The organism is Lentzea alba (assembly GCF_011067745.1).
In the GTDB taxonomy this organism is placed as follows: Bacteria; Actinomycetota; Actinomycetes; order Mycobacteriales; family Pseudonocardiaceae; genus Lentzea; species Lentzea alba.
The window spans coordinates 94,923-113,627 of sequence record NZ_JAAMPJ010000019.1; the positions used below are offsets into that span (position 1 = coordinate 94,923).

Sequence of the window (18,705 nt, forward strand, 5' to 3'; positions counted from 1 at the left end):
CGATCATGTCAGAGCGCCGCGCACGATGATCTCCAGCAGCGGCCGGGGGTCGATCGGCTCGTCCCGGGCGAACTGCTGCAGGAACAGGCCCTGCACACAGGCCCCGAGCGTGTCCGAGACGGCCAGCGGATCGCGTACGCCGAGGCCCGCCAGCGCCGGGATCAGCATCGAGGCCATCGAGGCCCGGCCGCGCAGCAACGCCTGCCGCACCCGCGGGTTCGTCGCCGCCTCCACCCACAGCACCATGCGCGCGGTGACCGTGACGGCGTTCGGGCCGGTCATGAACTCGTAGAGCGCGCACAGCTGGTCGATCAGCTCTTCCGGCGACTCGGGCCTGAACGTCGCCTCGACCTGCGGGGCCTCCTGGCGCACCATCCAGTCCACGACGCCGTCGAGCAGAGCGGCGCGGCTGCGGAAGTAGTTCGACGCCGACCCCTTGGGCAGGTCCGCGCGGTCGTCCACCCGCGCGTGCGTGAGGCCGCGCAGGCCTTCGGTGCCCAGCAGGTCGACGGCGGCGGCGAGAGCGCGGTCCCGGTTCGACATCACAGGTCTACTATAAACGTAGTGACGAGACACTACGAACGTAGTACCGTCAGCTCATGACAGCGACAATCGCCCTGGTCGGATGGGTGCTCAACATCGGGGTCGGCCTGGTGATCCTGGCGCGCCTGCTCAGCGCACGAAGACACGTGCCGCCACTGGCCTACTACCACCTCACCACCGCGCTGGTCGGGCTCGGCGTCTGGATCGCCTTCATGGCAGCGGGCTCGGCGGTGCTGGCGTGGATCGGGTTCGGCGTGCTCACCCTGCACAACGCCTTCGGGGACACCCTGATGGTGAAGGGCTGGCGCAGGCGCAATCCCGACGCACCGGGAATCGCCTACTTCCAGGCGACGAAGGCCGCCTGGAAGAAGCCGCTCCTGCTGGTGCACGGATTCCTCGCACCCGTGGCCTGGTTCCCCGCTCTCGCCGCCGCGCTCGGCTTCTAGCTGCCGGAGCTCACCCGCAGGGTCGCTCTCTGTAACGCCTGTTACCGCGTTACGATCACCTAGGGGTGAGCACCAGCCGACCACTTGATCACGGCCGCTTGCGCGCGCTCTTGTTCTCGGTGTCGAGGCAGACCGCGTACGCCCGCAGACTCGTCGGCCGGTGCTCATCAGAGCAGTCGCGCAGCACCTCGCGCAGGCCCCACACGAACGTGACACGCCTGACCACCGTCACACAAACGAACAACCCCACCACCGCCACCGCCGGCCACGACAGCGGTTCCGCGGCGAGCCATCTCACGATCTCGGTCATCCACACGCTCCTTTCTGCGTGCACCGAGCGTCACCCGCGGAGGTGGTTCCACCTGCCTTGCGAAGATTCCGGAAACCGATCGGGAACTCGAGGACGCCGATGACCGGGCCCGAACCGACCTCCGCATGGCAGGCTTACGGGAAGGCCCTTCGCAACGCCATCGCCGCCGCGGGGTTCAACCAGAAGACCTTCGCGAGCACCGTGGCACACATCTCCGAGTCGCACCTCTCGGGGATCGTCCAGGGACATCGACGGCCTCCTCGTGCTGAGGCCGACAGGTTCGCCGAGTTGCTCGGCGACCACGCCGCCGGACTGCAGACGTTCTACGACGAGGCGTCCGCTCGTCCAACGCCGAAGTTCGCGGCGAACGGTCTGCCGGTCGAACTGGTCGCCTTGCTGAAGACGGTGCGACAGAGCATGGACGACCTGCCAATGCAGTTGCGCGGCCGAAAGCGGTTGTCGCTGACCGGTCTCTACGTGCGGCAGTCCGTGACGGCTCCGGTCGAGACGACCGTCGTCCGCGTCCGCGAGGACATGGATGAACCTGGCCTGATCGAGGAGATCCGGCGCAGCTCGATCCTGGCAGAGCCGTTCAACGAGGTGTTCATCCGGCACGATCACCTCGTCATCGAAGGCGCGGCGGGCCTCGGCAAGACGACGTTGGGGCGTCACCTCGTCGCCGAGTTCATCGACGCGCTCATGAACGACGGCTCCGACGACCCGGTGATCCCGCTGCTCCTGCCGGCCAGAGTGCTGGCACCGCTGGTCGACCTCACCTGGGGTCAGGCGCTGCAAACCGCCACGACCAGAGAGTACGGCGCATTCGCCGACAGCGAGCTGAGCCTGTCGCACTTCCGCGCCGGAGTGCCGGGCGCTCGCTGGCTGATCGTCGTGGACGCCCTCGACGAGATCCCCGGCCTCGAAGACCGTGACAAGCTGCTCAAGGCGATCGAACGCCGGATGCTGGAGCCCAACGGCGAGCGCTTCGTCGTGACGACCCGACCGCTTTCGCCCGGCGAGACGGCACGGCTGCGCGGTGCGGGCTTCTACGAGTTGCAGCCCTTCGACCGCGAGGCGCTGGAACAGTTCGCCCAGCACTGGTTCAACCCCGACAACACGGCAGGCGGGGCGTTGGCCGCCGCGGAGTTCCTCGCTCAGATCAGCGCCGCCGGGCTCGGCGAGATCCTGGTCGTGCCGCTGCTCGCCTCGATCGCCGCCTACGTCCACGAACTCGACCGCTCGCGCCCCCTCCCGGCCAGCCGGTACGCGTTGTACGAGCAGTACATCACCAAACTCGTGGATGCCCGGTCGGCCCCGGCCGCCGCCGCGTTGACCGAACTGGCCAGCGCACTCGGTGGCGCGGACACGGCGGCATGGCTGGAAGAACACCGCACGGCGCTGACCGAACGGATGGCCACCGCGTACACAGCGCGCGAAACGTCCCTTTACGACGTCGCCCGGGCATTCATCGTCGAACACGGCCGCGCACTGCCCTACGACGACCAGTGGACCGAACTGCTCGCGGAGTGGTTGTCGCACACGGGTTTGCTGGGCCGTCAGGGCACCAGGCTCAAGTTCCTCCACCAGACCTTCGCGGAGCATCTGGCCGCCACCGCCGCCGCTCGTCTGCTGCCGGAGACCTTCGACCCGCGGCAAAGCCAGTTCGCGGAGCTGATCCACCGGCTGCTCGCGGACGACGAGGACGCCGAGCGCGTCCTGGTGCACTACCTGCACAGCAACAGCTCCGATCACGCCCTCCTCACCTACCTGCAGCAGGGCACCCGTGATCAACGGGAGGCAGCGTGCATGTTGCTCTGCCAAGGGGTACCGAGCACGGCAGAGCACCTCGAAGAGGGAATCCGCCTCGCCGAACAGCGAATAGCGGCAGGAGCGTGGAGCTCCGAGCAGGTCGCGAAGCTGTCGGGGCTGGTCCGTTTCGAGACCGTCCGCGCTCGGCTGTCCCGACTGGTGACCGGCACCTCGATCGCTCCCCGCACCAAGATCGTGTTGATCGAGCTGCTGCGCGAGTCGTGTCCCGAGATCCGCGTCATCGCGCCGGATCTCCTGCGGCTTTGGACGACCGACAAGCGCTACGAGTCCGATCGTGTGAAAGCCGCGTCCACGTTGGCGAAACTGGGCCCTGAGCATCGCGACGCGGCCGCGCGCGTTCTCGAGGAGGTCGCCGAGGACCCGAAGGAGTACGACGCGGGCAGGCTGGATGCCGCCGAGGCTCTGGCGGCACTGGGGCACGACTGCCGAAAACGTGCAGCGGTGGTATTGCTCGCCATCGCCACCAGTCGCATGGTCGACTCGACACGGCACGTAGCTGCCGTCGCCCTGTCCCGGCTCGGGCGCGCGCATCGTGAACGTGCTGCCGAGCTCTTGTCGGAACAGGCCGCCGACGTCACAGCCGAAGTCGCGGACCGGCGAGATTCCGCGGCAGCACTCGCGACGTTCGGCGGCCGGTACCGAGCACGAGCCTGCGAACTGCTCGCCGACATCACCGAGCAGACCAACGGCGTCCAGGCGGCGCGCACCCTCGCCGCCCACGCCGCGGTCGATCCGGACCTGCGCCAAAGGGCGGCCGATGTGCTGGTCGGCCTCGCGGCGGATCCGGTCGTCCGGCCGTTCGAACTGGTGTCGTTGGGTGACGCGTTGGTCGAGCTCGGTGGCGAGCACCGATCACAAGGGGTCGGATTGCTCCTCAGCGTCGTCACCGACGCCGGGCTCGGCCAGTTCCGGCAGCAGGAGGTGGTGGACAGACTGCTCAGCATCAGCCGTAAGCATCGCGGCAACGTGCACGAACAGTTGCTCGACGTCCTGCGGAGCACGGTGACCACGAGCCCCGACCCGAGCGTTCGAGCCGCCGCGGCCGAACTGCTCGCGGTCCTGAGTCCTGCCGACCGGGGCTTGGCCGCCGCGGAGTTGCTGGCCCTGTTCTCAGATCCCACACGTCTCTTCCGATCGCGCTGGCAGAACGCGCTGAGCCTCGCCAACCTGGGCAAGGAGCACCTCGCCCAGGTGATGACAGTTCTCGACCACATGCTCAGCACGACGACATCGTCGTGTGGTGATCGTGTGCTGGCGGCCGGGCTGTCCTCGGTGCTCGATCCAGCCCGCGCCACGTTGGCCACGGCTCTCATCCGCGCGATCGGCAGCGACGCCATGACGGACATCGTCGACCAACAAACGATCATGTCGGTCCTCGACGACGTGGGCGAGGCGCCGGGCACCGAGCTCGCCGACCTGGTCGAGCAGTTCGCTGCCGACAGGTTGGTCGCCGTGGACAGCAGGATCGGAGCGATACAGCGGCTGCTGGACTTCGGGGGCGCGTACGAGGACACCGCACTGAGGATCATCGATGACGCGCTGGGCGATCCGACGACCAGCACGTGGGCGCTCCCCACGTTGGTCGCCGTCCTCGGCGAGCACATCGACGCGGACAGGCTTGATCTGGTCAGGTCTGTGTTCACGAGAAGATGCGCGACAGAGCGCACATGGAGCTTCTTCTCGTTCCACGCCCTGGTGCAGGTCCTCGAACGTGCCGACAGCACCCGGCATCTGATCCCGGGCCTGCTGGCCGCTTTGCTCGCCGAGCCGTTGCTGGACGACGATGACCGGATCCAGGCCGCCGATGCCGCAGCAGCGCTCGGCGGCGACCACAGCCGGAACGCGGCCGAGGTGCTCTGGCAGCTCATCGTCGACAGCTCTGCCCCGGTGGAGACACGGCGTCATGCACTCGCCACCTTGGTGGCGCTCTCTCCTGATCGCGAACCCGAGTACGTCGCCGAACTGCTCGCCCTCGCCGACGACGCGAAGAGCAGCCTGCTCGAACACGCGCTGACACACGCTGTGGTGGCTTCGATCGCCCATGACCAGCGAGGTGCTGCCGCAGAGCGGCTGCACGCCGTCATCACGGACTCGCAGATCCCCGTCATCCAGCAGGAAAACGTCGTGCACGTCATGAGCGAGCTCGGGAGAAACCATCTCGACGGCGCCCTGGCTGCCTGGGCAGACCACCTCGACAGCCGCGGGCTGACGGTGGAGCACCGCGCGAGGCTCGCCTCCTTGCTCTCGGGCTGGGGGTATCACCACCGTGTGCGAGCACTTCCGCTGCTGGTCGACGCGGTGGCACGGGACGATGTGCCCGTCACAGCCAAGACAGGTTTCGCCCAGCACCTCCTCAGCTTCCGGGATCCATTTCGCTCGGCAGGGCTGAAGGCACTGATCGCGCTCTCAGAAGACCGCGCTGTCTCCGCGGTACTGCGCATGGACGCCAGCTACGCACTCACCACACACGCGCCAGGCCAGGCAACACACGTGCTGCAACGACTCGCTTCCGACCATGACGTCGACGCCATCCTGCGTGTGTCCGCGGCAACGCGCCTCAGCGGCATGGGTCAGCCGGCCCGAGACCACGCCACTTCCGCTCTGGTGAACATCCTCGCCGATCGGGACGTCGATCAGTGGGCCCGCTACCGATCAGCGGTCGCACTTTCCGCACTGGGGCCACACGCACGAACAGAGTTGCGCGAGCTGCTGATGGCGCTCACCCGCGAACAGAGCGAGGGCGACAACACCGCTCGGCTGGTGGCGCTCGGCGAGCTGCCCAGGCTGAAGCCGGGTCTTCGGCACGACGTCGCGGATCGGATGGTGGCCGCGGCCGCCGACTCGGCGCTGTCCGCCTGGGAGCGCCTGCACGCGGTGCACACTCTGCTCCGGTTGGGCCGGCAGCCGATCGGTCTGGTGTCCAGCGCCCTTCGCACGATCGCGAGCGACCACGACGTCCGGTTCTGGGAGCGCCGTCAGGCTCTGGAGATGCTGGGTGAGCTCGGCCGCGACAACAGGGGGCTCGCCACCGAGCTCCTGCGCGACATCATCGCGACAGAGCGCGCCGACACCTGGGAGCGAGCCGAAGCCGTCGCGGCTGTCCAGCGGCTGAACGACAACGTCGACCACGAAACCATCACGTTGCTCTTGGGCCTCGTGGATGACGTGCGAACTCCGTTCGCCGAACGGCATCACGCCGCAGCCACCGCACTCACGCACACCCACGATGCACGCGCGCACGCACGAGTCTTTCTTCTTGGCACAGTCGCAAATCAGGACGTCGAATCAGCGGAGCGACTGTCGGCCGCGACAGCGCTCTGGGAGTACGACGGCAACCTTCAGGCCCTGGTCGCTCTTGCGACAGACCCGGCGACGACAGCGCTGACCCGAGGTGAAGCAGCCACACTGCTGGCCAGGGCGCGTCCTGGCGCGGAGTACGTCAACCGGTACTTTGGCATGGCGGCCGACTCGCTCACCGCTCTGGTGTCCGACGAGGACCTGCCTGCGGACGACCGCAGAGAAGGTGCCCGTTTGCTGGGCGACCTCGACACCGAGCACCGACCGTTGGCCGTCGCCGTGCTCGGTGAGTTGTGCACACAACACCACGATGTTCTGGCGGCTGCGGTTCTGGCTTCCTGGCACCAATGCGACCGCGGCAAGGCCGCGGCGGATCTACGCGCGGCGGAGGGCTCCTCTCCCGACCGCCAAGCGGAGATGGCGCTCGCACTCACGAAGCTCGACCCGGTCGACCGCCTGCACGGCGTCCGCCGGCTGCGGGACCTCGCAACCGGCGCGGACTCACCGTCCGCCCGGTTGCGAGCAACCCAAAACCTGATCGCTGTGACAGAGCCGGGGTCGCTCCGCGCGACCTCGATCTTCGTTCCGGACCTGCTGAGGTGGAGCCCGTGAACCCGTCAGCAGTTGGGGCGGGTGACCTTGCCGGCGAACCGGTCGCCGAGCCAGTTCAGCGCGTTCGAACCCCACGCGCTGACGGCGGCGACGTGCCCGAGCAGCGGCAGCGCGGTCCACTGCACGTCAGCGCCGAGCGAGCACCACTGCGAGCGCAGCTTTTGCCCGACGCTGAACGGGATCAGCTCGTCGAGCGTGCCGTGGTAGAGGTACACCGGCGCCGCGGGCTTCACCGTACCGAGCGCGTTCTCCTTCAACCTCTTCTGCCACAACGGGTCCAGGATGACGTCCGGCTGCGTGGTCAGTGAGTTCAGCCGGGTGAACGGGGCCACCAAAGCGATCTCGGCGACGCACGCGTTGCGGATCTGGTCGATCACCTGCCGGCCGCGGGCGTTCAGCACCTCCGCCAGCGGCAGTTCCGGGTAGGCCGCGGCGTATCCCGCCGCCGCCGCGAACACCAGTCCCGAACCGGCGTTGCCGTCGTTGAACTTCGCGACCGCGTTCAGGTCGGCCGGCACCCCACCGGCGGCGACACCGACGACGTTCAGCGAAGGCGCGTAGGACTGCCACTGCTCAGCGGCGGCCGACGCGGCCTGACCACCTTGTGAGTAACCGAAAACGCCGATCGGGGCGGCCGCGGACAGGCCAGGGATGTTGCTCGCCGCCCGTGCCACGTCCAGCAGCGCGCGACCTTCCGAACGAGCCACCGCGTAAGTGTGATCTCCTGGCGTGCCAAGGCCTTCGTAGTCGGTGACCGCGACCGCCCAGCCGTTGAACATCGCCTGTGCGAGGAACGCGATCTCGACCTCGGTGCCGTTCTGCAGCTGCCGCGACGGCGCGCACTGGTCGCCCATGCCCTGCGTGCCCATCGCGTACGCCACGATCGGGCGCGGGCCGTTGTTCCACGGCAGCGGCGAGACGAGGACCATGCCGGACACGACGGTGCCGGTGCCCGTCGCGGACGTCGAGCGGTAGCGGATGTCGTAGGCCTTCACGGGAGCGGGCAGCAGCCGGAGCGGCTCCGGATGCCACGCCACCTCCTGACTGCTGACCAGCTCGCCCGGTGCGGCCGCCTGAGCGGGCGTGACCAGGGCTGATAACAGTAGAACGGCGGCGAGCACGGCGCGGAGCTGCATCGTTGGACCCCTTTGTGGTAACCGGCGTTACCGCAATGTAGGACCAAACGTCGTAAGCAGGCAATAGCCTGATCGGCTTTATGGATTCACGCCAGCGGCCGTTCAGGGGTTCACGGCGAGGAACAGGAACGCGGCCAGCAGCACGAGGTGCACGCCGCCCTGCAGCCTCGTCGCGCGTCCCGGCACGATCGTCAACACGCTGACCAGGACCGTGAGCAGCAGCAGGATCATCTGCGTCGAGCCGAGGCCGAGCTCCAGCGGGCCGTCGAGCCACACCGTGGCGAGGGCGATGGTCGGGATCGTGAGACCGATGCTCGCGATCGCCGAGCCGTAGCCGAGGTTGAGGCTGGTCTGGATCCGGTCGCGCAGCGCGGCGCGCGCGGCGGCGATCGTCTCGGGCAGCAGCACCAGCAGGGCGATCACGACGCCGACGAACGACTGCGGGAAGCCGGCGGCCCGCACGCCGGCCTCGATCGCGGGTGACTCGATCTTCGCGAGGCCGACCACGGCGATCAGCGCGACCAGCAGCAGAACCAGCGACGCCAGCGTGGCCTTCCCGGACGGCGCCTCGGCGTGCTCGTCGGTCTCGATCACGCCGTCCTCGTCGACGGGCAGGAAGAAGTCGCGGTGCCGGACGGTCTGGGTGAAGACGAACATCCCGTACAGGCCGAGGGAGGCGAGGGCGGCAAACGCGAGCTGCGGGCCGGAGAACTGGGGGCCGGGCGTGGTCGTGGTGAACGTCGGCAGCACCAGCGTGAGGGTGGCGAGCGTGATCACCGTGGCCAGCGCGCCGCCGCTGCCCTCGGCGTTGAAGAGCGTGGTGCCGTGCTTGAGAGCGCCGAGCAGCAGGGCGATGCCGACGATGCCGTTCGTCGTGATCATGACCGCGGCGAACACCGTGTCACGGGCGAGCGAGGCCGCTTCGGGTCCGCCGGACACCATCAGCGTGACGATCAGGGCCACCTCGATGATCGTCACCGCGACCGCGAGGACCAGTGAGCCGAACGGCTCCCCCACCCGCAGCGCCACGACCTCCGCGTGGTGCACGGCGGCGAGCACGGTAGCGGCGAGCACGACCGCCACCAGCGCGACGAGCACGGGAGCGAGCTCCCGTCCCCAGGCCAGGACCAGCAGCAACACACCTAGTGCGGGGGCGATGGTCGTCCAGGACAGCAGCGGGAAGCGCGAGGTGGCGGCCATGATCTCCACCCTCGCACACGGAAGAGTCACGCCGCCATTCGGCGCAACACCGATTTGACGACGAGAAAATGTGGAGCGGAGCGCCCCTGCCGCGCCCCGCTCCACATTAATAGCCGGTGCCTAGAAATCGAACACGGCACCGGTGTGCGCCAGCATGACGCACGAGTTCGGGTAGGTGTGCACCTCGTTCACGGGCTCACCTCGCCAGAAGCCGAACATGGACACCTCGACCGGCGCGTAGATGAACGTGCAGGCGCGGTTGTCGGTCTGCATGGCCTGAAGGTCTGCGCCCGTCGACGCCAGCGTCGCGCAGGCGAGGGCCCTGCGCGGGTGGCTGTCACCTCGTTCGCAGGTCAGGACGGTTGCCTTGAAGGCGTTGTCCTCCACGTCCGAGTACTGGACGGACAACACGAGCGCGGTGGCCCGATGTGCTGGTGCGGCTTGAGCGGTGCCCGCGAAGGCGAAAAGCGACACGAACAGAGCAACGAACATGGTAATGCGGCCGGACATGAAAGCGGTCCTCCTGAGACCTCACAAAAACGGGCCGGTTCTCGGCCGCCGCAGATGTTGCCATCATGTTTCGTCGTCGCGAAAGGGGCCAGGAAACGTTCACCGATCACATTCACCGACTGCGCCGAAAGCGTGGTTGGGCCGAATGGATGTGTTGCGCGCCACGTCGGGACACGGCTGCCGACGGACTGTTACAGGTTGCTGACCGAAGCAGTTGCGGGCCGACGTATTATCCGATTCATGTCCAAGACCTCCAGACGCGTCGTGTTCGGCGTGCTCCTGATCGTCACACTCGTGGTTTCCACCGGCGGCGCGCTGGGTTACCTGGGCAGATTGACGCTCGTGTTCGACCGTCACCCGGGAAAGCCGCTCGCGATTCTGGAAGAAGTGCCGGGACCGCCGGACGGACCGAAGTGCCCCATCGACGCCCGCTACCTCGACGAGGCTCCGGACGGATTGCCGCCGGACGTGTTGCAGGCGTGGCAGAAGTTGCGTGCCAAGGCCTCTGAGCAGGGCGTTCAGCTCTGCTTGAACGACGGCAAGCGCAGCCGTCAGCAACAGCAGAAGGAGTTCGACGACGCCGTCAAGAAGTTCGGCACCGAAGAACTCGCGTCGCGCTATGTGCTGAACCCGCCGGACCGCTCGATGCACGTGATCGGATTGGCAATCGACGTTCAACCGATCGAATCGGCACAATGGGTCGAGAAAAACGGCAGCGCCGTGGGATGGTGCCGCCGTTACGAAAACGAGCAGTGGCATTTCGAGTACAACGCCGGCTACGTCACGGGAGGCTGCCCTCCCCTGATCCCCAGCGCGACCGGCAGCTGAGTCCTCGTGCAAAGGTCTAGACGCCTGGGGTGCGCGCGAGGTTGCACCGACGTAATCTGACAACCCGAGTTACCAGATTGGAGCACCCCGGTGGCCCGTGCCTACGGCGGCATCTCACCCGAGCAGCGCAAGGCCGAACGCCGCGCTCGGTTGCTGCAGGCCGGCCTGGCGCTGTTCACCAGCGCGGGCTTCGCCGCCACCAGGATCTCCGAGCTGTGCACCGAGGCCGGTGTCTCCACGCGCAACTTCTACGAGGAGTTCGCCTCCAAGGAGGAACTGCTCCGCGAGCTGCACGACCTGATCAACGCCACGGCGTTCACCGAGGTCCGCACCACGCTCGCCCAGCTCGAGACCGCCGACGTGGCCGTCCGGATCACGACGCTGCTGGACGTCTTCGTACGCAGCGTGACCGCCGACCCGCGTGCGCCGCGCCTCAACTACGTCGAGGCCGTCGGGGTGAACGCGGAGATCGAGCAGCAGCACGTCCGGTGGGTGAACACCTGGGCGGAGTTCATCGAGACCGAAGCCCTGCGCGCGGCGGCCGCTGGGGTGGCGCCGCAACGGTCGTACCGGCTGACGGCGATCGCGCTGGTGGGGGCGATCACCGGCCTGCTGCGAGAGTGGCAGGCGCACCAGCCGCCGCTCGCGGTGGAGGAGATCACGGCGGAGATCCGCGACCTGATGCTGGCCGCGATCACCCGGCCTTAGGGCGCCGCTCTGGTCACGCTCGCGCAGGGGTCCCCTCCCAGGGGGTCCCCTGCTTCCATTCTCCCAGACAGCACCGACAGTTCTCGGCTGCTCGGTTCGGGCGATCTTGTCGCGAAGCGCCCCGGCCGCCCCGGCCACCGTGATCAGATCGCGGCGTGCGGACACTGAACAGGGTCGTCACGGCGCTGGCGGCCGTGGTCGGCTACGTGGCGTTGATCCTGGCCATCACCGCGGGCCAGGAGACGAGGGAGAGCAACGCCTTCCGCGACGCGCCCGAACAGCACGCCGCCTTCGTCGCCGCCCTCGACCGCGGCGACACGGCGGGTGTCCGCGAGGTCGAGCGCTGGTTCAGGACGCACACACCGTCCAGCAGCAGTTCGAGCACCTCGATCTCCCTCGCCTCCGATGCCGCCGAGCGCGGCGACTTCGACTTCGTCCGCCGCTACCTCGACGACGTGCCCGCCGAGATCGAGGAGGACCAGCGAGAACTGGACGCACGAGCCTCCGACTCGTGGGCGACAGCCTGGCCGTGGCTGGTGCCCGGCGCGCTCCTCGCCGCGGCCGCGCTCGTGCTGCGGCACCGGCGACGCCAGGCCAACGCCGAGGTCGTCGAGCTGGTCCTGCAGTACGTGCCGCCACGGCCACCCTGGCGGCGTCCGGTCTTCCTGGTCGTCAGCGGGGTCGGGTACACGTTGCTGGTGGCCGGGTTCATCGCGGTGGTGGCCGCGACCCGGGCCAACGAACTTCCCTGGGCCGCAAGGGGGTTCTTCCTCGCGGGTGGCGTCGTGGCGTTGCCGATCGCGTACTTCGTGCTGAAGTACTCACGCCCGCGGGCGGTGCGGAGCGCGGCGCAGGCGCTGCGGGCCGACTGGCGCAGACCCGTGTTGTACCTGCGCGGCTTCGACGACGACCCGCAGGCGGCGGTGGTCGACGAACTGCCCGGCGCGCTGTCGGCCGGGATGCTCAGCATCCACTCGCGCGAGGAACACCTCATCGGTGCGCTCGGCGCGTTCGGCCCCGTCGTCGCGGTGGGCAGGCCCGGCGAGCCGCTGCCCCACCTCGGCGCGTCGCGGTTCTACCTGCCCCTCGACGACTGGCAGCCGGGGGTGCTGCGGCTGATGGAGATGTCCCAGCTGATCGTGCTGCGGCTCGGCGACGGCGAAGGGGTGTGGTGGGAGGTCGACCAGGCGCGGGCCACCCAGCCGCCGGGCAAGCTCCTCCTGCTGATCCCCGGCGACCGGCCCGACCTCGCCGAACGGCTCGACGCCCACCTGCCGATCCCCGCCAGGATCGACAAGGCCTACCCGATGCCGGGCCTGTGGACGTCCGCCGTGGTCGTGTTCGGCGCGGACTGGACTCCGGTCGTGCAGCCGGTCGGGCCGTTTCCCGGTGAGAAGCACAAGACCGGCTCGCCGGTGTTCTACGTGGCCCGCGCGATGCAGCAGGCGCTGGCGTCGATCGGGGCGCACAAGCGGGCGATGGGGCCGCGGACCAACAGCCATCTGCTCGCGATCTACGGCAAGGTGCTGCTGCTGGTGCCCGGGCTGTTCCTGTTCGCCCACTTCCTGCGGCTGATCTTCCTCTGGTGAACCCTGCCGGGCCCGCCGTCCGTAGTCCCTGAACGTGAGCCGATTCGCCGTTTTCGCCCTGATCCTGGCCCTCGGTGCCTGCTCCTCCCCGCCGGAGGAGGCCGCCTCCCTGGAGGAACTGGAAGCCGCCGCCGGTCCCGTCGCCGGCCCCACCCCGGTGCTGCCGGGTGACATCGCGAAACTGCAGGTGGAGCAGTCGCCCGCGGTCGGCCCGGTGGTCGCCGACCGCCAGCATTACACGCTCTACTTCAACGCCCAGGACAGCACGAACCCGCCCAAGTCGACCTGCGTCGAACCCGAGTGCACTCTGGTGTGGCCGCCGCTGCTCGCCGCCGGCGGCAACATCGAGGCTCCCGGCCTCGACAAGGCGTTGCTCGGCACGGTGAAGCGCCCGGACGGCCTGGAACAGGTCACCATCGCCGGGCACCCGGTCTACCGGTACGTCGACGACGAGAAGGCGGGCGACACGGTCGGACACGGGGTCGACGACCGTTGGTACGCCATCGCGCCGAACGGTGCCAAGGCCACGCGCTAGCAGGACTTCGCGACGATTGCGGTACCTATTTGAGGTACCGCTCCACCTCGGCGAGCCACTCCGGCATGCCCTTGTAGACCTTCCGGTACAAACTGAGAATCTCTTTCTTGGTCATGTGCTCCAATTCGTCCTTGGGGATCTTCTTGGCCAGTGCAGCAGAGATCGGAGCATGCTGACTTGCCGTCAGAATGATCGACGGAGCCTTCTGGACGTCGTGCCCAAGATGCTTGAGGACGGACTGTTCGATGATGTGGTGCGCCTGGTACGCGCCGCCATGACCTCTGGTGAAGACCGAGAAAGAATCGAACGGCCCGATGATGCCGCGCTTGTTCATCTCGGCTGCGATAATGGGAGCACCCTTGTCGAACTTCTTCGCGAGAGACTCCGCCGCCTCGACGGACAACGTGCGACTGACACGCTGCCCGGATCGTATCGCCTGAATGAAGGCCTTTCCTTCCACGTTGGGCGAGATCGCTTTCTTGACCAGAGCCTTGGCTACGGCTCTCATCTTGAGGATGGCGCCCAGAGTCACCTTGCCACCGGCGGCTGCCCCCTTCTTCAGCGCGCCTTTGACGAGCAGTTTCGCGCCGACGCCGGCGGCGCCCTTGCCGATCCCGGACGGCGTCGGAACATAGTCCAGCGGACCGAGCCCTTCGGATTCGACGCCGACCGCGGCCCCGGCGTCCACGACGAAGTTTCCCTCACGATCGACGAGCCGCGAGATTCCGTCCGCATGAAACGTGCGATACCCGATGATTTCTTTTGTTTCCGGGTCCAGCACGACGCCGCTGATGCGGCTGCGATTCTCGGGCAGGTCTTCTTCGAAATCGCTGATGCCTTGCGGGCCAGACTCGTCGTCCACGGTGATGCCGCCGTCACCGGCGCGCGCCGCCTCGCCCGGGAGTCGGACACCGGCCGGTGGTGCGATTATCGGATCCATCTCCAAATCGGTGTTCACGAGCGCGGTGCTCGTGCCGACGTTCGGTCCCCACAGAAAGTTGACGATGTCCGCGATCTGATCCCGGGGAAGTGTCTCGACCCGCTTCTTCTCTCTGATGAGAAATTCCAGATCCCGCCGCATCTTGGCGCGCACGGTCTGCATGGCGAGCACGAGCCTGGGCCCGCCGACCGACCCGCCGGCTTCCTCATCGATGAGAACCGTCTCCGCGAGTGTGGCCAATCGAGGCAACAGGTCGTACATCGCCAGACCCTGGATCGCCGCGAGCGGGGCTTTGTTCTCGTCACTGCGCTGCACCACGAACCCGGTGCCCGGTGCCTTCGTCGCGCCCGTCAGCAGAGCGTCGACGGCACGATTCCCCGCGAGACACTGCAGTCCGAGCAGCGTCGCCGGCGCTGTGGCGGTTCGCTGAGGCAACGCATCCGCCGCGCGCGCTGTTTCGCGATGCTCGCGTGCGCTACCCATTGGAAGAGCAAACCCGTGGGGCGCGGTCGGGCACCAGCGAACCGTGCGCATCCTGCCGGGCAGAGATCGTTGCCCGAAAGGGTTCACTGACAACGACCCAGGCCGGCGTCGCGCGCGCGGATGATCGCGGCCGCCCGGTCCGCCACCTGGAGCTTGACGAAGATCGCGGACACGTTGTTGGCCACCGTCTTGACCGCCACCCCCAGTCTGGCGGCGATGGCGCCGTTGGCCAGGCCGGCGGCGAGCAGGTCGAGGATCTGCCGTTCGCGCGCGGTGAGTTCGGGGAACGGGACGTCCGAGGTGGGCGGTCCGGTCAGGAACCCGAGCACGCGGCGCGCGACGGCCGGGCCGAAGATCGCCTCGCCGGCGGCCACCGCGCGGATGGCCCTGGCGATCTCGTCCTGCTCAGCGCCCTTGACCAGGTAGCCGCGGGCGCCGGCGCGCATGGCGGCGAACACCGAGTCGTCGTCGGAGAACATCGTGAGCACCAGGACCGCGACGGCCGGTGCCGCGCGGGTGATCTCCTTGGTCGCGGCTATGCCGTCGAGGTCGGGCATCTGGAGGTCGAGCACCGCGACGTCGGGACGGGTGGTGACGACCTCGCGGACCGCCTCTCGTCCGGTCGCGGCGACGCCCACGACGACGAAGCCCTCCAACGAGGTGAGCAACGCGCTCATGCCCTCGCGGACGATCGGGTGGTCGTCCGCGATCACCACGCGGATCATGGCCTCTCCACCGGCAAACGTGCCCACACCCTGCCTCCGAGAGCCGTCGGACCTGCCTCGAACCCGCCGCCGAGTTCGGCGGCACGCTCCCGCATCGCCTGCATTCCGACGCCCGGCCGCCACGGGCCGTTCGGCGGACCGTCGTCGGTGACCTCCACCTCGAGCTCCTCAGCACAGCGCAACCGCACGACCACCGAGGAAGCGCGAGCGTGCCGCACCACGTTGGTGAGCGCCTCGGTCGCGATGCGGTAGGCGGCGACCTCGACGGCGGCGGACAGCGACGCGACCGTGTCGGGAACGTCCAGCCGCAGGTGGAGAGGCGTGCGCACGAGGTGTTCGGCGCGTTGGCGGAGGGCGCCGAGCAGGCCGAGTTCGTCCAGGGCCGGTGGCCGCAGGTCCTCCACGAGCCGGCGCACTTCGGTGATCGCCGTCCGCACGTCCGCGCTCACCCCCGTGAGCAGGGTGCGCGTGCGGTCCGGATCGGTGGCGAGCAGGTTCGTGGCGGCGTCGGCACTCAGTGCCACGCCGGTCAACGTGGGGCCCAGACCGTCGTGCAGGTCGCGTCGGAGACGTCGGCGTTCTTCTTCGCGTGCGGTGACAAGGCGTTCTCGTGAGGCCTGCAGCTGCGACGACAACAACGTCGCGTGCACGGCCACGGCCAGAGGTGCCGCCACGAGGCTCAGAACGTTTCGGTCAGCAGCACCGAGCGAGCTCTCGCCTGTACGCACACCTACGTGCAGTTCCCCCACGACGTCGCCGTTGTACTCCAACGGCATGACAACGACGTTCTCCGGCCGCGCACCGTCACTGGCCAACGAAAGGTCAGCAGCCATCAGCGCGACATGCGGCACACGCAGCGCGACCCGCACCGCCTGAACCACCCCCTCCAACCCAGATCCCGCGAGGTGCTCACTCACCCGCGAGACCACCCGGGCCGGATCACCGCGGTCGCCGTAGAGCGCGTGGTCGACCAGGCGCTGCAACCGGGGCAACACCGGCGCGACCAGCAACGCGACCACCACGGTGGCCACGACCGAACGCCCGAGCTGAGCGGACACGAACCGGTCCAGGACCGCGACCAGCACGCCGTAACAGACCAGCACCACCGCGGACAGCAGCAGCCACGCCAACACCCGTGACACCACGAGCCGGATGTCCAGCAACTGGTGCCGCACGATCGCGATGGTCACCGCGATCGGGATCAACGGGATCGCGAGCAGCACGAACACCGGCGTACCCGCGACGAACGACCACGGCACCACGAACATCGCCGCTACCGAGGCCGCCAGCAGCAACCACAACACCGAGTCCTCGCCCCGCCGATATCGGACGGCCAGCGCGACCACCCCGGCCAGCAGGGCCGCCAGCGTCCGCACCTCCGACACGATCCACAGCGGCCCGAGATCCGCATACCCCGGCAACGTCAGATACCCGCGACCCGCTGGATCCGCCGCCACCTCGACCACGAACAACGGCGCCGTCACCACCACCGCGACCGCCACGGCACGCCAACGCCGTGACGGCAACCGGCCGTCCGGGAAGAGCAACAGCGCCAACGGCAGGAACAACCCGATGGACCACGGCCACGCGTACGCCGCGATCGTCGCGACCAGCCGATCGTCGAACGACACGCCCAGTGCCGTGGTGGCGTGCCCAAGGCCGTCGGCGAGGAACAGCCAGCCGATCGGGTTGCGCGGCCGGTGCCAGGCGAGGACTGCGCCGCAGACGGCGAACGTCAGCGCCATCGCGGAGTTCGTGACGACGAACGCGTCCAGCGCCTGCTGCCACGTCCACCCCAGCCACCACACGACGGCCACAGCGGCCACGGTCTCGGCCACCACCACGGTGCCGAAACCGGACGCGAGCACGCGGCCGACCGTCATGGCGGTAAGTGTGGGCCGCCGGGCGCCCGATGTCCCGGGATCACGGTCCTGGCACGTCCGGGAATGGTCGTGAACGGTCCCGGAAACCTCCCGGTCCTACCGGACCGCGCACCCCTGACCTGGGAACGCGCCCGGACCCACAGTTGCCTCCAACCCGAACCTGGAGGTGCCCGATGTTCCGCACCGGACTGCTGGTCCTCGGCCTGCTCTCGACAGCAGACCTGCTGCTCCCGCTGCTCACCGACGGCGAATCCCCGCCGATGGCCGTCGCCCTGATCGCCGCCGCCCTCGGCCTCGCGAGCCTGGTCCTGGTGATCTCGGCCTGGCGAGGCGCCCGCAAGGCGATCGTCGGGCTGATCGTCCTCAGAGCACTCTCCGCGGCGGCCGCCCTACCTGCCTTCTTCGAGCCGGACGTCCCCGCACCGGCGATCGCGGCGGCGGCCGCTGTCATCGGACTGACCGTCGTGGGCTCCGCGCTCGTGCTCAAGGGACGCCTGGCGGTGGCGCGATGAAGTGGCTGCTCCCCTTCGGACCCGCGGCGATCGCGATCCTCCGGCTGATCCTCCCCTACGACACGACCGACGACCCGGCCACCGTCCTCCAGAAGGTGGCCGCCGCCCCCGACACCCAGAACTGGGTCGTCTGGCTCGGCTTCATCGGCATGCTGACCCTGGCTCCCGCGGTCCTGTACATCGCGGCGACGACCCGCGACAAGGCCCCGAAGACCACGACTGCGGCCGTGCTCCTGCTCGTTCCCGCCTACCTGTCGCTCGGCCTGCTCGTGGCCCAGGACGCCGCGAACCTGAACGGCCACACCATCAGCCATCCCGTCCTCGACGCCGCTACCGCGGTGTTCGTGGTCGGCCACGTCATCGGCACCGTGCTGCTGGGCGCAGCGATGTGGCAGGCGGGCCTCCCGCGCTGGGCCGCCGTCGCCACGGCTATCTCCCAGCCGTTGCACTTCGTGGCGGCCGTCGTGATCGTCAGCCACGAGCTCGACTTCGTGGCCTGGGGGCTCAACGCGGCGGGGTTCGCGGCCCTGGCGGTCACCGCGCGGGCGAAAATCCGGGTCTGACCGGCACCGGCTGCTCCGAGGAGCAGCCGGTTTGTCGCGTTAGGGCTAGTTGAGG

General features: G+C 68.6%; 16 protein-coding genes. 8 read left to right on the forward strand and 8 right to left on the reverse strand.

The window, feature by feature from the left end; translation table 11 throughout:
- Positions 1 to 3: 3 nt before the first annotated feature.
- Entirely contained in the window at positions 4 to 543 is a 540-nt protein-coding gene (locus tag G7043_RS44720) for a TetR/AcrR family transcriptional regulator (protein ID WP_166055328.1), read from the reverse strand.
- Positions 544 to 599: 56 nt separating this feature from the next.
- Here G7043_RS44720 and G7043_RS44725 point away from each other — a divergent pair, with 56 nt between their 5' ends.
- On the forward strand, positions 600 to 989 hold the full coding sequence (locus tag G7043_RS44725; RefSeq protein WP_166055330.1) for a hypothetical protein: 390 nt from the start codon (positions 600 to 602) through the stop codon (positions 987 to 989).
- 88 nt (positions 990 to 1,077) lie between these two features.
- Here G7043_RS44725 and G7043_RS44730 read toward each other — a convergent pair whose 3' ends face one another.
- Positions 1,078 to 1,299: a hypothetical protein gene (locus G7043_RS44730; protein WP_166055332.1), complete on the reverse strand. Its 222-nt coding sequence runs from the start codon at positions 1,297 to 1,299 to the stop codon at positions 1,078 to 1,080.
- Positions 1,300 to 1,398: 99 nt separating this feature from the next.
- Between G7043_RS44730 and G7043_RS44735 the strand changes: the two genes are divergently transcribed.
- Positions 1,399 to 7,038 (forward strand): NACHT domain-containing protein, encoded by a 5,640-nt coding sequence (locus tag G7043_RS44735; protein WP_166055334.1) that lies wholly within the window; start codon positions 1,399 to 1,401, stop codon positions 7,036 to 7,038.
- Between the two features lie 5 nt (positions 7,039 to 7,043).
- On the opposite strand, the gene G7043_RS44740 is transcribed toward G7043_RS44735, so the two are convergent.
- The 3 genes from G7043_RS44740 to G7043_RS44750 all read right to left on the reverse strand — a co-directional run bounded on the left by G7043_RS44740 (position 7,044) and on the right by G7043_RS44750 (position 9,884).
- A complete protein-coding gene (locus G7043_RS44740; RefSeq protein WP_166055337.1) occupies positions 7,044 to 8,174 on the reverse strand; it encodes a lipase family protein in 1,131 nt (376 codons plus the stop codon).
- Positions 8,175 to 8,276: 102 nt separating this feature from the next.
- Positions 8,277 to 9,374: a calcium:proton antiporter gene (locus G7043_RS44745; protein ID WP_166055339.1), complete on the reverse strand. Its 1,098-nt coding sequence runs from the start codon at positions 9,372 to 9,374 to the stop codon at positions 8,277 to 8,279.
- A 120-nt stretch (positions 9,375 to 9,494) separates the two neighbouring features.
- Positions 9,495 to 9,884, reverse strand: coding sequence for an SSI family serine proteinase inhibitor (locus G7043_RS44750; RefSeq protein ID WP_166055341.1), 390 nt, complete (start codon positions 9,882 to 9,884; stop codon positions 9,495 to 9,497).
- A gap of 240 nt (positions 9,885 to 10,124) precedes the next feature.
- On the opposite strand from G7043_RS44750, the gene G7043_RS44755 reads away from it, so the two are divergent.
- The 4 genes from G7043_RS44755 to G7043_RS44770 all read left to right on the forward strand — a co-directional run bounded on the left by G7043_RS44755 (position 10,125) and on the right by G7043_RS44770 (position 13,544).
- Entirely contained in the window at positions 10,125 to 10,712 is a 588-nt protein-coding gene (locus G7043_RS44755) for a D-alanyl-D-alanine carboxypeptidase family protein (RefSeq protein WP_207312574.1), read from the forward strand.
- 90 nt (positions 10,713 to 10,802) lie between these two features.
- On the forward strand, positions 10,803 to 11,420 hold the full coding sequence (locus tag G7043_RS44760; RefSeq protein WP_166055343.1) for a TetR/AcrR family transcriptional regulator: 618 nt from the start codon (positions 10,803 to 10,805) through the stop codon (positions 11,418 to 11,420).
- Positions 11,421 to 11,575: 155 nt separating this feature from the next.
- Positions 11,576 to 13,009 carry a transferase gene (locus G7043_RS44765; protein ID WP_166055345.1) on the forward strand — a complete coding sequence of 478 codons (1,434 nt, stop codon included), beginning with the start codon at positions 11,576 to 11,578 and terminating at the stop codon, positions 13,007 to 13,009.
- A gap of 34 nt (positions 13,010 to 13,043) precedes the next feature.
- Positions 13,044 to 13,544 (forward strand): COG4315 family predicted lipoprotein, encoded by a 501-nt coding sequence (locus G7043_RS44770; RefSeq protein ID WP_166055347.1) that lies wholly within the window; start codon positions 13,044 to 13,046, stop codon positions 13,542 to 13,544.
- Positions 13,545 to 13,569: 25 nt separating this feature from the next.
- On the opposite strand, the gene G7043_RS44775 is transcribed toward G7043_RS44770, so the two are convergent.
- The 3 genes from G7043_RS44775 to G7043_RS44785 all read right to left on the reverse strand — a co-directional run bounded on the left by G7043_RS44775 (position 13,570) and on the right by G7043_RS44785 (position 17,575).
- Positions 13,570 to 14,967, reverse strand: a complete 1,398-nt coding sequence (locus G7043_RS44775; RefSeq protein ID WP_166055349.1) for a hypothetical protein — start codon at positions 14,965 to 14,967, stop codon at positions 13,570 to 13,572.
- Positions 14,968 to 15,050: 83 nt separating this feature from the next.
- The gene (locus tag G7043_RS44780; protein ID WP_166055351.1) at positions 15,051 to 15,692 is read right to left on the reverse strand and encodes a response regulator transcription factor; all 642 of its coding nucleotides are present in this window, start codon (positions 15,690 to 15,692) and stop codon (positions 15,051 to 15,053) included.
- A complete protein-coding gene (locus G7043_RS44785; RefSeq protein WP_166055353.1) occupies positions 15,689 to 17,575 on the reverse strand; it encodes a sensor histidine kinase in 1,887 nt (628 codons plus the stop codon). Before G7043_RS44785 ends, G7043_RS44780 begins: the two co-directional genes overlap by 4 nt.
- 173 nt (positions 17,576 to 17,748) lie before the next feature.
- Here G7043_RS44785 and G7043_RS44790 point away from each other — a divergent pair, with 173 nt between their 5' ends.
- Together G7043_RS44790 and G7043_RS44795 are read left to right on the forward strand one after the other, a co-directional pair.
- Positions 17,749 to 18,087, forward strand: a complete 339-nt coding sequence (locus tag G7043_RS44790) for a hypothetical protein (protein ID WP_166055355.1) — start codon at positions 17,749 to 17,751, stop codon at positions 18,085 to 18,087.
- Positions 18,084 to 18,650 (forward strand): hypothetical protein, encoded by a 567-nt coding sequence (locus G7043_RS44795; RefSeq protein ID WP_166055357.1) that lies wholly within the window; start codon positions 18,084 to 18,086, stop codon positions 18,648 to 18,650. The genes G7043_RS44790 and G7043_RS44795 overlap by 4 nt, the downstream gene beginning before the upstream one ends.
- Positions 18,651 to 18,705: the final 55 nt, after the last annotated feature.